This is a genomic window from Mesorhizobium sp. M0052, assembly GCF_040323255.1.
Lineage (GTDB): Bacteria > Pseudomonadota > Alphaproteobacteria > Rhizobiales > Rhizobiaceae > Mesorhizobium.
The window spans coordinates 261,049-274,518 of record NZ_JAMYUS010000003.1 but is presented as its reverse complement, the minus strand read 5'-3'; the positions used below and the strand labels follow the sequence as shown (position 1 = coordinate 274,518).

Sequence of the window (13,470 nt, the reverse complement as noted above, 5' to 3'; positions counted from 1 at the left end):
CCTCCTTGTTCCTCATTTGCACGCGGCGCCCGGACAGTTCACCACCGGAACAAAGGCTCTACCAATGGGTTCGGCACTACCCGGCCACGCAAGGACGAGCTGGACTGAGCAACGAACATGGGGCGCGCCCGACTGAATTCGGTATTTCGCCAACGCGGTTCCCGGTCCGGACAAGGCGGCCGAGTTCGAAGCCGATTGCCCAAAGGAGACTTCGAAAAATGAGCGAAGTGGGACGCCAGACGGAGGCCTCGGTTCCGGAAGCTTCGCGCTTCGCCAGTTTTTTCATGGCAGGCTTTGAATGCTCCTCGCACCGGCGCAAGGACGGCGTTCGCCTCGATCTTATTCGTGCGACCTCGCATAATTTGCATGCCCTGGGCGACTACCGCGGCTGCGCCGAACTCGGCCTTCGCACCATCCGCGACGGCCTGCGTTGGCATTTGATCGAAACCGCTCCCGGAACCTATGACTGGTCAAGTTGGGCGCCAATGGTCGAGGCAGCCCGATCGGCAGGTGTTCAGGTAATCTGGGACATCTTTCACTACGGATCTCCGGACCATGTCGATCAGGGCTCGCTGCATTTCATCGACGCCTATGCCTCGTTCGCGGCAGAAGCCGTCAAGGTACACCGTTCGATCACCGGAACATCGCCTCTGTTGTGCCCCATCAACGAAATCTCGTTTTTCGCATGGGCTGTCGAGGTCGGCTATTTCCCGCGCGTGGGGCCGAACAAACGTGGATGGTTCAAGCGGCACCTCGTCAAGGCCGCCATCGCGGGTGTTCGTGCAATGCGGGAGATCGATCCCGCCTGCAGATTTGTCTGGGCCGAGCCGCTTATCCATATCGCCCCTCGTGACCGGACCCGCAGCGAACGGCGCCGGGCCGAAAACGCCCGACAGGGACAGTTCGAAGCTTACGACATGTTGCTGGGCCGCGTCGAACCTGAGTTGGGCGGGAGCGAAGATGTTGTCGATGTCGTGGGCTTGAATTTTTACCCGCACAATCAATGGTACGTAAACGGGCCGACGATTCCGATGGGACACCACGAGTACCGCGCCCTGTCGGAAATGTTGCTAGAAGTTGCTCACCGGTACGGCAAGCCGATGTTCATTGCGGAGACCGGCTCCGAGGGATCCGGCGGGCCGGCTTGGCTCCATTATGTCTGCGACGAGGTGCGTTCCGCAATCAGTCTCGGAGCGCCGATCGAGGGTATTTGCCTGTACCCGATAACGGCCTACCCGGGCTGGGACAATTCGCGACATGCCGAGGTCGGTTTGTTTTCCGTCATCCAGGCTGACGGCAGGCGACACCTGCGCAAACCCACAGCAGATGAACTGGCCCGTCAGCAAGCTCTTCTCGTGGCGGACACGACGCCTTGAAGAGGCCTCAAACGAGGGAGGGGCGGGCGAGCGTCTGTTTCGAAACGCCGCCCGCGCCGGTGCGGTGCATCAGCTTTTTGCAGTCGCCCCGGCCTCGCGCAGCCTGGCATACCGCATGGTAACGTCGCTCAGATTTTCCTTGAGCCAGTTGGCCATGGCTTCCTCTTCGTTCAGGTTCTGCTTGAGGGCCCTTTCAGCATCCTGGAAGCCCCCAGCGTCGGCCAGTACCAGCAGCGAATTGTAGGCAGCAATCTCGTAGTTCTCGAATGCGAAATTCGCCAGGCTGTTCTTGATGATCTCGTCGCCGGCCATCGAATGTCCAATGGCGGCCACGCTGCCAACCATCGACAAGGCGGTGTCCTTGAGGGTGGAGTGCTCCTCGCCAAGGCCCTCCAGGACGGACTCGAGTCTCGTGATCTGGCCTTCGGTTTCCTGAATGTGCCGGCGCAAGCGATCGGCCACCTCCGGATAGTTCTCTATACGCTCGACCTGAGGCTTCATGATCGACAGCGCTTGATTTTCCATGGCGTGCGCGTTGCGCAAGCCGACGATAAATATCTCACGGCTTTCCGAGTTGAAGTTTGTATCCATCGAGTTTCTCCTTCTGATACCCGCCCGATCTTCCGTCTTGAAAGAAACTATCTTCTCGGCTCGGCCAACAACGGCTCGTCCGTGCGCGCCCAGGCCGGGAGGCTTTTTTGGATGCGCGAGAAAGTGGCCAGAGCCTGTCCGACTACCTGGTCCATGTTGTAATAGCGGTAAGTTGCAAGCCGACCGACAAACCAGACGTCTGGGCAGCTTGCCGCGAGCGCTTCATAGCGCTTGTAGAGCACTTCGTTTTCGGGCCGGGGCACGGGATAGTACGGGTCCCCGATGTCCGTGGGGTATTCGTAGGTCAGGCTGGTCCGCGAACTCTGCTGGCCGGTCAGATGTTTGTACTCGGTAATGCGCGTGTAATCTTCCGTCTGGGGATAATTGACCACGGCAACCGGCTGAAATTGCTCGCAATCCAGTGTAACGTGCTCGAAACGAAGCGAACGATACGGAAGGTGCCCGAGCTGCCAGCCGAAATATTCATCGATCGGGCCGGTATAAACCATGCGCCTGAACGGTATCTTCTCACGAATTTCACGGAAGTCGGTCTGCAGCATGATCTTGATGTTCGGATGATCGAGCATGCGTTCGAACATCCGCGTGTACCCGCCGGCCGGCATTTTCTGGAAGCTGTCGCTGAAATAGCGGTCGTCACGGTTGGTCCTGGTCGGCACTCGTGCCGTCACGGATTTGCTCAGCTGACTGGGATCGACGCCCCATTGCTTTCTTGTGTAGCCGCGGAAGAATTTTTCATAGAGCTCGCGCCCCACGGTGCTGACGACGACGTCCTCAGCCGTTCGGACATCCTCCACCGTTTCGCGTCGCGACGCGAAGAAATCCTCCAGCTGTGCCGAGGTCAGGTCTAGCCCGTAAAGCCGGTTGATGGTGTCGAGATTGATCGGGATGGGAACCAGTTGCCCGTCCACGGCCGCCAACACCCTGTGCTCGTACGGCCGCCATTGCGTGAACTGCGAAAGGTGGTCCACGATCGTTTGGCTGTTGGTGTGGAAGATGTGCGGGCCGTAGCGATGGATGAGGATGCCGGCTTCATTGTAGCAGTCATAGGCGTTGCCTCCCACATGGCTGCGGCGATCGATCAGCAAAACGCTTTCCTGACGCTGCGACGCTATCCGTTCGGCAAGCACACTGCCGGCGAAACCCGCGCCGACGATCAGCCAATCGAACATGGCTATGCACTCCTGCGAAGGGGCACGACCTTCTTGCGTTGGTAGGCGCGCTCAATGTGAGCTGCCATGGCATTCCATGTCCGTTCCCAGGACATGTCCGCAAGATAGGCATCGACTTGCTGCAGGAGCATCTGACGCGGTCGCGAAAGGACGGAGCGCAGCTTGATTTCCAGATCGTCACAGTCGGCGATTTCCACCAGCCCGGCAGCACCGTAACTGCGCACCACGTCGACGATTGCCGTCGAGATCACCGGCAGACCCGCCGCGAGAAATTCCGGCGTCTTGGTCGGGCTGATGAAACGCGTCGCCTCGTTGAGGGCAAACGGCATCCATCCGGCGTCCCAATGGCGCAGATAGTCGGGCAGATCGCAGTAGGCTTTCGGGCCAAGCCAATGAAGGTTTTCGGCTTGCGGCAGGCTTGCAGGGTCGATCTTGACAACCGGACCGAGCATGACGAAATGCACGTCCGGCATTGTCTTTGCCGCTAGCGCCACGAGATCGACGTCCAGCCGCTCGTCGATGACGCCGAAATATCCAACCCTCGGGGAAGGAATGCCCGCCTGGTCGGCTGGGTCCCTTCCTGGCCGTCTTGCGGTGTGAAAGTGCCTCACATCGATGCTGCTCGGAAATGGAAAGATGGCGGGATGGAGGTGACGCTTGGTCTCGAACAAGCTTAGACCACCGGTGAAAACCAGATCCGCGCGACGCAGAAGCTCCTTTTCCATCTGGCCCAGCTCGGGGGGCGCATTCCTGAACGCAGAGAGTTCGTCCATGCAGTCATAGACGCATATGTCTGGGTCGAGGAATTCCGTAAAGCGAAGAGCCATTGGGGTGTAGTACCAGGCGATCAGCCGGCTATGCGGCATGGAAGCGATGGTCTGCTGCACAAATCTCCGCTGGACGGCATCTGCTTTCGCGGCCGACGTGCCAAGCGGCAGCACTGGTGTGACAATCAGAATGTTTTCCGATCCCACGCTCGTCCGCATCAGCGGCTGCGGCAATTCTTCGAAAACGGGTTCTTCAAAGTAGACCACTCTCTGCTGAGCGGATGCGAGAGTGAGGAGATGCTGCGGACGCTGGTGAACAAAATTCCATCGTAAGTGGGAGAAGCAAACCAGTATATTTTCGCGACGAACATATTGACTGCCGGTTACCCCGCCAAAGGCCGCTTCCATTGACATACTCCCTCTGTGACACTATTTATGTTACGATTAACATTTGTTAATCGCGAATGGAGAGAACTACTTAGTTCCAGCTCCTAACTTTCGATCAGGTGAGTTGTTCCAACTGAAATGAAGAAGGCCCGGTCGCCCGCTTGGTCCACGCACGAAGCGGGATCTGGGTGCGGAGGCGAGGGCGGCTGTCGGAACCCGGCCGCCACTGAAAGCGTGGTTCAGCGAGGAATGCTGGTGGACAGCGGCATTGCCGTATTTGCGTTGAACTCGTTGGCTATAGAATGTGCCTAACATCAATGATTCGCCTGTATCTCTGCGCGTCTCCGACTGCCGAGGCGAATTCCGGGGCTGACATGAACATCAACTTTGAAACCAACGTTTTTCCACTGTTTCATCCGCAAAGCGTGGATGATCTCAAGGACCCGTGTCCTGTCTTCGATGGCCGTGTCTGGCACGTCTTCGGGTCAAGCGGCACGGTCACCACTGAGACGTGGAGAATCTTGCATGCCACGGCGCCCGATCTTTATGGGCCGTGGGCCGAGCATGAGCCGATCGAACTTCCAATCAACGGTACTGGTGTTGCGGCTCCCGGTGTGACCCACGAGTGCGGCGTCTTCCACATGTTCATCCAGACGGAATTCATGAAGTCGGGTGGCCGTTGCGAGCATGCGGTTTCCAACGACGGGTTCCATTGGGTAGTCCTCAGTCCGGCCATTCTGGCCATCCCGGACACGGAAGAGGACGGCATTTACGATCCGCATCCAGCAGTCATTGGCGGTGGGCGCTACCTGGTTTATTCGGCTATGCCAAAATTCACCAGGGTGCCTCAGCCCGACATCTATCTGGCACGTAGCCAGTCCGACTCGTGGTTCGGTCCGTGGAAGCGGATCGGCAAAATCCTCGACCACAACGATGTTCCCCACCATAACACCAGAGATGATCCCGACTACGAATGGGGCATTGAGGGCGCGCAACTGATCGAGCTGCCGGACGGCCGGGTGCTTCTCAACGCCACTTGCTTTCTTCCGAATGGCCTTCGGGGAAACCGGCAACGGGTGTTTTTTGCCATCGCCGACGAGGTCAGCGGGCCTTACGTTTCGATCGGCCCGGTGTTGGAGCCAGGTCAACCGGGCGAGAACGGCCACTCGACAGTGATGATCGATGGCAGTCAGCTTTCACTGTTCTACCAGAGCCGGGTTGCCACAACCGATCACCGATGGCGCTATGGTTTGGCCAGATGCGACGTCGCTCTCTTTTCAAAGGTCGCGTGATTCCAGGCTGCCATTAGCGCCTTGAGGCGGATGCGCGTCATGCGGCCATGGAACTCCGGAGGGTTGAAGGTGATCCGCGTCGGTGACGGTAGCAAAGTGTCATCCGACGCAGTAGGAGACACGACGTGGCCGATGCGGATCGACGATTGCCGCGATCGCACTGGCGGGAGGCAAGTCGGGAAGGCCGGCCTTAACTCTGTCGCTTTTAGCGCAATGACTTGAGCCGTTCGTCAATTTTCTCAGTGGCATTGATGACACCGCCAGATGCCCTGCCAATGAGCTCATAGCTATTTCTTCGGTCCCTTGACAGGGAATGTCGCGTCGCCGTCTTTTTTGCCGGAGATCACCCGCGGATCGGCGCTGGCGACGCCATCGCTCCCCCCGCCCTTGTGGTCCTTTTCCGACTGACCCTTAGCGTCCTGCTCGGGTGTCCGTTTTGATGTTCGAAGCGTCTTGTCCGCCATCATGGCCTCGCGTTTGCCATCCAAACTTCCGGCAATTTCGAAAGTTCCACCGCTTTAGCAAGCCGAAGGACCCAGTGAGTTGGAACGTCGTGGCGGGACGTGAGTTGTAAGCGAGGATATTCACCCGCAGGAGGACGCTTATGGCTAACCGCCGAGAGCAGCAGACGAACCTCACGCCCGCCGAGGCAACAGACCGCATCTGGGAACTCGCCGAGGACATCGACGTCTGCATGTTTGTGACCTGGGACGGCGAGTACAATCGAGCCCGTCCGCTATCTGCGCGTGTGGTCCGTGAAGAAAACGCCATATACTTCCTCGTCAATGACGACAGCGCCAAGAGCAAGCAACTGTCGACCTATCCAAAGGTCACATTGGCCTGGAGTGACAACAGCCACTACAAATACGTCACGATGTCAGGCCCGGCCACAGTGACAAATGACAGGGAAAAGATCGCCGAGCTCTGGGAGAAAACTGACTCAGCCTGGTGGGATAATGCCGATGATCCCGAGATTCGTCTGATAACGGTCAAACCCGACGAAGGCGAATTGTGGGACAGCCCGGGGCTAATCATGGCTACCGCAACGATGGTGTTTGCGGCCGTTACCGGCGCCAAGCCGAATGTGGGCGACAACGCAAAGGTCGAGCTCTGAGCGAGCGGCTAAACTAACCTCTGCTTTAGAGGCAGCGTCGATGAGCATTTTGGAAACCAGCAAGAAGGTGATCGAGAACGTCACCGGTTTCGCAAGACCGCGCATGGAAATCGTCGCCGGATTGGTGAGGCAGCGAAAGTCGAATGAGTTCTGGTTCAAGGATGATGGACTTGTGCCCAATCATCCAGCATGGCCGCTCGTCGTTTATCGCGGCGCCGTCGAATTGCCCGAAGGACTTGATCCAGCAGCCGTCATGGAGGTGCTTTTCGATGCAAACGGATGGGGCGATAGCTGGCGAAACGGCATCTATGATTACGTTCACTATCATTCGCAAATACACGAGGTTCTGGGAATTGCGCGCGGAAATGCTGAAGTCCGGTTTGGCGGCAAGAAAGGACGAACGCTGTCGCTGAAGGCCGGTGACGTCGCGGTCCTCCCGGCAGGCACCGGGCACCAATGCGTCTCGGCATCCGATGATTTTTTGGTTGTCGGCGCGTATCCTCCGTTTGGGAGTTATGACGAATGTAGGAGCAAGGATCAGCATAGCGATGCGCTCGCAACCATCCCCAGCGTGGGGCGTCCGCGCAAGGATCCTGCATATGGTAGCCAAGGTCCGCTGCTGAAAAGTTGGAAGCGCTAATTTAGTCGTCGGGGTCGAAAGCCTTGGCAACTGCGTCTTTCTCAGCCTGCGGCAGGACTGTCATTGTGAGAATGAAGGCTGACAGCAGGAGACAGACGCCATTCGTGATTTTGATCGGCCACTCTGCCTTCATGATGCCGAAGGCCAGCCACAAGGCGAAGCCCAACACAGTGATGGCATACGTCGGCGCGGAGATGCCGCTTGTCTCCCGTGTCCTGATGATTTTCCAGGCTTGCGGGGTGAAACTGCTCATCGAGCAGACGGTCGCGAGATAGCCGATGAGCGTGACTGTCTGCATGGAAGCGGCCCTGACCTACGTCGCAGATACGCGCTTGAGATCAGATACGCGGACCACGCCGTGCTGGCTGACAAAGGTCAGGGTGGAGGCCGTGCTCTGGCTCTGCGAAACACCGGATATGCGATGGTCGCCTGTGTCATAAATCTCCGTCTTTCCATGATCGTCGATGACCAGGCGGCTTCGCTCAGGAAACGCTGCGTAGCGCATATTGTTTTGAGAACCAGCGGCAGACGGGCTCCCAAGCTCCTCAGGCCACCATGAGCCGGCGTGGGCCATACCTGCAGAACGATAGCTCGTGTCGTCGCGTTGTGGCTTGGCGGGATGTTCGCGCAAGTAGGCCGAGAGCTCCGCCGCGATAGTGTTGAGCTTCGCCTTGAGGCTGTCATCGAGCATGTCGCCGACCATCGTCATGCCGGAGGACCATTGTGACATTCCTCCGAAGTCGACGTGGCTGAACTGGGCCATGGTTCCACCACCACGCCGCAACGCCTCAAGGACTGCCATGACAGCGCCATCAGTGACGCCATGCTGGCGTGCAAGGCGCGCAGTCAGTTCAGCTTCCTTTTGAGTGTTTTTCATCATTGCGTCCTTTGAATCGCTTGGCGCCGGCAGTCCTCATTGTTGGCGATAGACATGCGGCCAAATCTAATCACGAAGGAGCGCCACCAGGTCTTCAGGCTCCTTGCCGAGGAAGCTCAATCAAGTTCTATCCAGGCTGGCGCATGATCGCTCGGCTTGTCCCATGCACGCGTTTCGGCATCTACTCCGGCATTCTTCAGGCGATCCAATAGGGATGAACTCAGCAAGAGATGGTCCATCCGGAGCCCGGAACTCCGATCGTACCCGCCGCGGTAGGAGAAGTTCCAATAGGTGTAAATTCCCTTTTCTGGATGAATGCGACGGACGGCATCGATCCAGCCCTGAGCAAGCATTTCGGCGTACGCGCTCCGGCTCTCGGGGAAGTAAACGGCATCGCCAACCCAGCGCCCCGGCACCGCCGCGTCGATCGAGCCTGGAACGACGTTATAGTCGCCGCACAGGATGGTCGGTGAGCTATCGCCGAGCAGCACCTGGCCATAGGTGATCAAACGTTGGAACCAGCGAAGTTTGTAGTCGAACTTCGGCCCCGGCGCTGGATTGCCATTGGGCAAATACAGGCAGCCGACAACAAGCCCATTCACATCTGCCTCGATGTAGCGGCTGTGCGAATCGTCGGGATCGCCCGGCAGACCTCGACGACGTTCCAGCGGCTCAATCCCGCGAGCGAGGATTGCCACGCCATTGTAGGACTTCTGTCCGTGCCAGATTGCGCCATAGCCGGCGTTTCTAATCGCATCGACGGGAAATTTTTCGTCAGAGGTCTTCAGTTCTTGAAGGCAGACGATGTCATAGCCGGTTTCGCCAAGCCACTTGAGAAGCACTGGCAGTCGGCCGTTGACGCCATTGACGTTGAAGGTTGCGATGCGGGTCATCTCGACGATTTAACGTCTTTGCGCCGCTTCGATGCGACATAGGGTCGGTAGCCAAATCTTGCCTTTTGTCATCGTCCATCTGCATTTTTGCTCGAAGCATTGGTGCTTTGACCGGAAGCAGCGGATGTCTTTGCATCTTTGGAATGCGCGGCAATCGCCGGACCCGCGCCGGTAGCTTTACGCATATCGCCGCTCCCCTTGCCGTCAGTCGATTTCTTGCTCAACAGTCCTGAGAAATATTTTCCAAAGAAGCCCATCCGACTCTCCATCTTGGCGCTCATTCGGCGCCTTTGCGGGCCCTGAACTCATCTCTGCGCTGTTCTCGCAACTGCCGAGGATCGCTGCGCGAACCACCAAGGGCGCGGCGCCTGACCAGCGCGGCCGAACACTCAAGCAGGAAACATTCCAGTCCTTTGTAGATATGCGTGATCATGTCCTTCATCTCCCGGGACCGCCTCGGCACATAGGTCGCCGAGGCGGTTGGGTAGGCGATCAATCAAGCCGCTTTCCGTTCTGCCGCTCGTTCGTTGACGCCGGCTTCACCGAGGGCAGTCAGCGCCTCGTCGGTGGCCTTCTCCTCCTCAAGTGTCGCATTGAGGAGCGCAACCACGTCATCCTTGCCGAGCGTCGTAGCCCAGGCAATCAGGGTTCCATACCTGGCAATCTCATAGTGCTCCACGGCTTGCGCGGCACCGACGAGCCCTGCATCGAGCGAAGTCGAACCCTTGTACTCCTGAAGGATTTCAGATCCTTCCTCCAGGATGCCGTCGATCGCCGGGCAGGTTTTGCCGCGCGCGGCCGCGCCGAGAATCTCGAAGACCTCCTCCAGACGTTCGACCTGCCCCTCGGTTTCAGCGAGGTGCTTCTCGAATGCTGCCGCAACTTGCTGTTCGGATGCGCCTTTGGCCATCTTCGGCAAGGCTTTCAGAATTTTCTTCTCGGCATAGTAGATGTCTTTGAGGCCATCGAGGAAAAGGTCCTCCAGGTCCTTGTTGTTGCCATTGGCTTTCTTGGCAGTGGGCATTGTGCCGTCTCCTCTGTTGAAAATTGCCCGTCGCGAGCATTTTCTTAACTCGGAAACCCGAACCCGGTTCCGGGATAATGGAGATATCTAAATTTAAAGGGTCCTGCGCTTCACTGAGAACAACGACCACGTCATTCTCGTCGAAGAGCCGCGGCGGGGCGCACGTCATCGGGCTCCCGCCAACGGTCGTGCGGTCTGAGGGCCTGGGACTGCAGGAGACGCAAGTACCGCGGCGGCAGCAGAGCAGTCGGGGCAACGCCTCTCAAGCCTCCTGACCGCTCTGCAGCCGCTTGATTGCTGGCCCTGCTTGCATCCAGGAATTGGGTGATTGGACGCTGCGTATGCAACCAGAATACCTCAGAATGGTTCTAGCTATGATTTGAGCGGGATGGCAGCGAGCGCCGTCCAAAGGTGGCAATTTTTATGGACGTATCACTTTCGCGAACCGCAGACGACAACATCAAAACCGGCAAGAGCGGCTTGCTGCTTGTCTCGGACAATTATGACGCTTTCGCTGTGCGCGTGCTGGCGGCAAGGAGCGCTGAGCGCAGCCTCGACCTGATGTATTACCTTTGGCATGATGACCACACCGGCCGCTTGCTGCTTCGCGAGGTTTTTCGAGCTGCTGAGCGCGGTGTTCGGGTGCGCATGCTCCTTGACGACGTCAATCCGCGTAAAAATGATGCGGCATATCTGGCGCTGAACAACCATCCAAACATCGAATTGAAGTTGTTCAATCCGAGCGGTATCAGGCGCGGCCGGATCATGCGTGGTGTGGAAGTGCTGTTGCGGCTCTTTGCATTGACGCGACGGATGCACAACAAGGCTTGGATCGTTGACGACAAATTTGCCATTGTCGGCGGTCGGAATGTTGGCGATGCCTATTTCGATGCGGCAGAAACCAATTTCCGGGACCTCGATCTGCTGCTCCTGGGGCCTGCGGTACGGCAAACCGCGGCGATATTCGATGCCTTCTGGGCTTGCAATGAAGCCAAGCCAATCAAAACCTTGGGATCAGTGGCTGAGCATGAGCATGCCAAATGGCTTGAAGGAAGCGATACCGGCCCCGATCCCAAATTCCTGAACGGCATCGGCTCGATCACGGAGTTTATTGCGGCCAGCAACGACGTTCATTGGGTGGATGGCGTGCGGGTTATTTCCGATCCGCCGGAGAAGGTTCGTGGTTGGAGACGTCGCAGCTGGCTTATGAAAGAGCTGCGTCCGATCATCCAATCCACGCGCGGGTGTCTGGAAATTGTGTCGCCCTATTTCATCCCCGGCAAAAGGGGCACAGCGATCTTGCTGGACCTTGTCGGCGCCGGTGTTGACGTTTCGGTTCTGACCAATTCCCTGGCCGCCACGGACGTCGCCGCAGTCCATGGCGCTTACGCAAATTATCGCAAGCGGCTGCTGAGGAATGGCGTCAATATTTTCGAGCTTCAGCCGTTCAACCGGCGCTCGGCAATCTCGGTGTTTGGCTCGAAGGGCGCCAGTCTGCATACGAAAGCTTTCACCGTCGACGACAATATCGGCTTCGTCGGTTCCTTCAATTTCGATCCACGGTCAGTGTCCTTGAACTCGGAAATGGGCGTGCTGTTTGAGGATCCGAAATTGGTCGCCGAGCTGCGGCATCGATTCCAATCGGAAATATCTCCGGAAACAAGCTATCGGCTCGAACTGAAGCACAATGTTCTGCATTGGCATGGATGCGGCGAAGGCAAGATTCAGGACTATACGCATGAACCAGAAGCCGGATTTTTTCGCCGTATCCTGGCGGTCTTCGTCCGTCACCTCCCGATCGAATCTCAGCTCTAGCATCTGACGATGGGCGAGGACCTCGCGTTCTCAGCGAATTGCCCTGCCGGGGATCGCGTGAGCGAAACGTGAAACCCTGATATACCACGGATCAGCCAGACCGCATCACACCCGGTTCTTCGACAACCGCGTCGCCAATCCCATGCTGTCCGGCGTCCGGATCACTCGGCAACACGTCGGAAAAATTGACTGTGGCGACCAGGTATCCGGCTTCATCGTAGACCTTGATAGTCGATCCCGATTGCTTGGTTCCTGACCCAGGATCCGCCGCCACCGCTACGCGCGCCATCTCTATTGCTCTCGGACTGGCCATCTCCGCACTCGCTAGCTCTTCCTCGAGAGCGGTAGTCTGGCCGGATACTGTCGTCTCAAAGCGGAATTTTGGCATGGGCAACCTCCTGTTCCTATGCAATTCCGGTGTCCGGGTTGCGTTCCAAAGAAACAGAATTGGTGGGAAGCAGCTAAGATCGCCGCGATGGCCAGACCCGTGTCGCCACGAAGGTCAGCAAACCCGTGATCACAATCCAGGCCTGCACCTCGCGCTGGATGGTTGGCCCAGGGTTCGATGTCTGTCGCGACGGGCTCTCTGCCTCCACTATCGGTTGAAGGTCGGACCGACTGCCGAGACGGACGGAATAGGCCCGCGTGAACTCGGCGCCGAGCAGGAATATCTCAGACGAATAGTAAACCCAAAGCAGCACGACCAGCAGTGCACCCGCCGCGCCATAGGAGGATGCGATCGCGCTGGTTCCGATATACCAGCCAATCAGCGACTTGCCGATGGTGAAGAGCAAAGCGGTCACTGCCGCGCCAATTGCGACATCGCGCCAAGCGAGCGACCGGTCCGGCAGGATCTTGAAGATCGCGGCAAACAGAGCGGAAATCAGCACGAATGATACAATGCCGTTTATCGACGCGAGAATGATCGTGCCGAACGGCAGATGGGCGTTGATGGCAGCGCCAAGTGCGGAAATGGCGGCGCTCGCCGCCAACGAGACAAGCAGTAGAAATCCTAACGCTGCAACCAGACCCAGGCTGGCCGCCCGCGCCCGCACCAATCGCGACACAGACATGGGTGGTGGCTCAATCTTCCAGATTGTGTTGAGCGAAAGCTGCATTTCGCCAAACACCCCTGAGGCTGTCACGAAGAGGGTGACAATGCCCACCAAAGTGGCAACAGTGCCGGCGGTTCTGTGAGAAGCGCTTTCGATGGTGCTGCGCAGAAGGTCGCCGGTTTGCGATCCCATCACGCCTGCGATTTCGGCCGACAGAGCGAGTTGAGCTGCTTCATGCCCAAAGACAAGTCCAGCAATCGCAACAACGATCAACAAGATCGGGGCCAGGGACGTAACGGCATAGAATGCCATCGCCGCACCGTGGCTGAGGGCATTGTCGTTGATGAATCCGAGGATGCTCTCCTTGCCAAGAACCCAGGCTTCGCGTGCCACCCGCATGGGGAATTCCTTTTGCCTCAACGAGTAACCTAGTGCTGTGGGCAACGAAA

General features: G+C 57.9%; 17 protein-coding genes. 5 read left to right on the top strand and 12 right to left on the bottom strand.

The features are described from left to right. Positions 1-218 precede the first annotated feature (218 nt). Entirely contained in the window at positions 219-1,376 is a 1,158-nt protein-coding gene (locus tag NKJ77_RS05460) for a hypothetical protein (RefSeq protein WP_023691420.1), read from the top strand. A 69-nt stretch (positions 1,377-1,445) separates the two neighbouring features. Here the strand turns inward: NKJ77_RS05460 and NKJ77_RS05455 are convergent, their stop codons facing one another. Genes NKJ77_RS05455 through NKJ77_RS05445 form a run of 3 tightly spaced genes read right to left on the bottom strand, consistent with a single transcriptional unit; the run spans position 1,446 to position 4,332 of the window. After that, entirely contained in the window at positions 1,446-1,967 is a 522-nt protein-coding gene (locus NKJ77_RS05455; RefSeq protein WP_023687824.1) for a ferritin-like domain-containing protein, read from the bottom strand. Between the two features lie 47 nt (positions 1,968-2,014). Next, the gene (glf, locus tag NKJ77_RS05450; RefSeq protein WP_023668033.1) at positions 2,015-3,157 is read right to left on the bottom strand and encodes a UDP-galactopyranose mutase; all 1,143 of its coding nucleotides are present in this window, start codon (positions 3,155-3,157) and stop codon (positions 2,015-2,017) included. A gap of 2 nt (positions 3,158-3,159) precedes the next feature. Further along, positions 3,160-4,332: a glycosyltransferase family protein gene (locus NKJ77_RS05445; protein ID WP_031244114.1), complete on the bottom strand. Its 1,173-nt coding sequence runs from the start codon at positions 4,330-4,332 to the stop codon at positions 3,160-3,162. A 353-nt stretch (positions 4,333-4,685) separates the two neighbouring features. Between NKJ77_RS05445 and NKJ77_RS05440 the strand changes: the two genes are divergently transcribed. Then, positions 4,686-5,603 (top strand): glycoside hydrolase family protein, encoded by a 918-nt coding sequence (locus NKJ77_RS05440; RefSeq protein WP_023700021.1) that lies wholly within the window; start codon positions 4,686-4,688, stop codon positions 5,601-5,603. A gap of 287 nt (positions 5,604-5,890) precedes the next feature. Here the strand turns inward: NKJ77_RS05440 and NKJ77_RS05435 are convergent, their stop codons facing one another. Continuing rightward, the gene (locus tag NKJ77_RS05435; RefSeq protein ID WP_156932420.1) at positions 5,891-6,067 is read right to left on the bottom strand and encodes a hypothetical protein; all 177 of its coding nucleotides are present in this window, start codon (positions 6,065-6,067) and stop codon (positions 5,891-5,893) included. Between the two features lie 140 nt (positions 6,068-6,207). Between NKJ77_RS05435 and NKJ77_RS05430 the strand changes: the two genes are divergently transcribed. Together NKJ77_RS05430 and NKJ77_RS05425 are read left to right on the top strand one after the other, a co-directional pair. Continuing rightward, on the top strand, positions 6,208-6,717 hold the full coding sequence (locus tag NKJ77_RS05430; RefSeq protein WP_352534492.1) for a pyridoxamine 5'-phosphate oxidase family protein: 510 nt from the start codon (positions 6,208-6,210) through the stop codon (positions 6,715-6,717). Positions 6,718-6,757: 40 nt separating this feature from the next. Beyond that, positions 6,758-7,357 carry a cupin domain-containing protein gene (locus tag NKJ77_RS05425; protein ID WP_352534490.1) on the top strand — a complete coding sequence of 200 codons (600 nt, stop codon included), beginning with the start codon at positions 6,758-6,760 and terminating at the stop codon, positions 7,355-7,357. Position 7,358: 1 nt separating this feature from the next. Here the strand turns inward: NKJ77_RS05425 and NKJ77_RS05420 are convergent, their stop codons facing one another. From NKJ77_RS05420 to NKJ77_RS05395, 6 genes are all read right to left on the bottom strand, one after another. Beyond that, complete coding sequence (locus NKJ77_RS05420; protein ID WP_352534488.1) at positions 7,359-7,655, bottom strand: SemiSWEET family sugar transporter; 297 nt, start codon at positions 7,653-7,655, stop codon at positions 7,359-7,361. 15 nt (positions 7,656-7,670) lie between these two features. Further along, positions 7,671-8,234 carry a hypothetical protein gene (locus NKJ77_RS05415; protein ID WP_352534486.1) on the bottom strand — a complete coding sequence of 188 codons (564 nt, stop codon included), beginning with the start codon at positions 8,232-8,234 and terminating at the stop codon, positions 7,671-7,673. 116 nt (positions 8,235-8,350) lie between these two features. Beyond that, positions 8,351-9,127 (bottom strand): exodeoxyribonuclease III, encoded by a 777-nt coding sequence (gene xth / locus NKJ77_RS05410; RefSeq protein ID WP_352512482.1) that lies wholly within the window; start codon positions 9,125-9,127, stop codon positions 8,351-8,353. Between the two features lie 68 nt (positions 9,128-9,195). After that, positions 9,196-9,408: a hypothetical protein gene (locus NKJ77_RS05405; protein ID WP_245259911.1), complete on the bottom strand. Its 213-nt coding sequence runs from the start codon at positions 9,406-9,408 to the stop codon at positions 9,196-9,198. Beyond that, the gene (locus tag NKJ77_RS05400; RefSeq protein WP_023713350.1) at positions 9,405-9,569 is read right to left on the bottom strand and encodes a hypothetical protein; all 165 of its coding nucleotides are present in this window, start codon (positions 9,567-9,569) and stop codon (positions 9,405-9,407) included. Before NKJ77_RS05400 ends, NKJ77_RS05405 begins: the two co-directional genes overlap by 4 nt. Before the next feature lie 54 nt (positions 9,570-9,623). Continuing rightward, a complete protein-coding gene (locus NKJ77_RS05395; RefSeq protein WP_023704627.1) occupies positions 9,624-10,151 on the bottom strand; it encodes a YciE/YciF ferroxidase family protein in 528 nt (175 codons plus the stop codon). A 423-nt stretch (positions 10,152-10,574) separates the two neighbouring features. On the opposite strand from NKJ77_RS05395, the gene NKJ77_RS05390 reads away from it, so the two are divergent. Beyond that, positions 10,575-11,966 carry a phospholipase D family protein gene (locus tag NKJ77_RS05390; RefSeq protein ID WP_352534483.1) on the top strand — a complete coding sequence of 464 codons (1,392 nt, stop codon included), beginning with the start codon at positions 10,575-10,577 and terminating at the stop codon, positions 11,964-11,966. Between the two features lie 91 nt (positions 11,967-12,057). Here NKJ77_RS05390 and NKJ77_RS05385 read toward each other — a convergent pair whose 3' ends face one another. After that, complete coding sequence (locus NKJ77_RS05385; protein WP_023668045.1) at positions 12,058-12,354, bottom strand: hypothetical protein; 297 nt, start codon at positions 12,352-12,354, stop codon at positions 12,058-12,060. Between the two features lie 73 nt (positions 12,355-12,427). After that, positions 12,428-13,420 carry a YihY/virulence factor BrkB family protein gene (locus NKJ77_RS05380; RefSeq protein WP_023739551.1) on the bottom strand — a complete coding sequence of 331 codons (993 nt, stop codon included), beginning with the start codon at positions 13,418-13,420 and terminating at the stop codon, positions 12,428-12,430. Between the last annotated feature and the right edge of the window lie 50 nt (positions 13,421-13,470).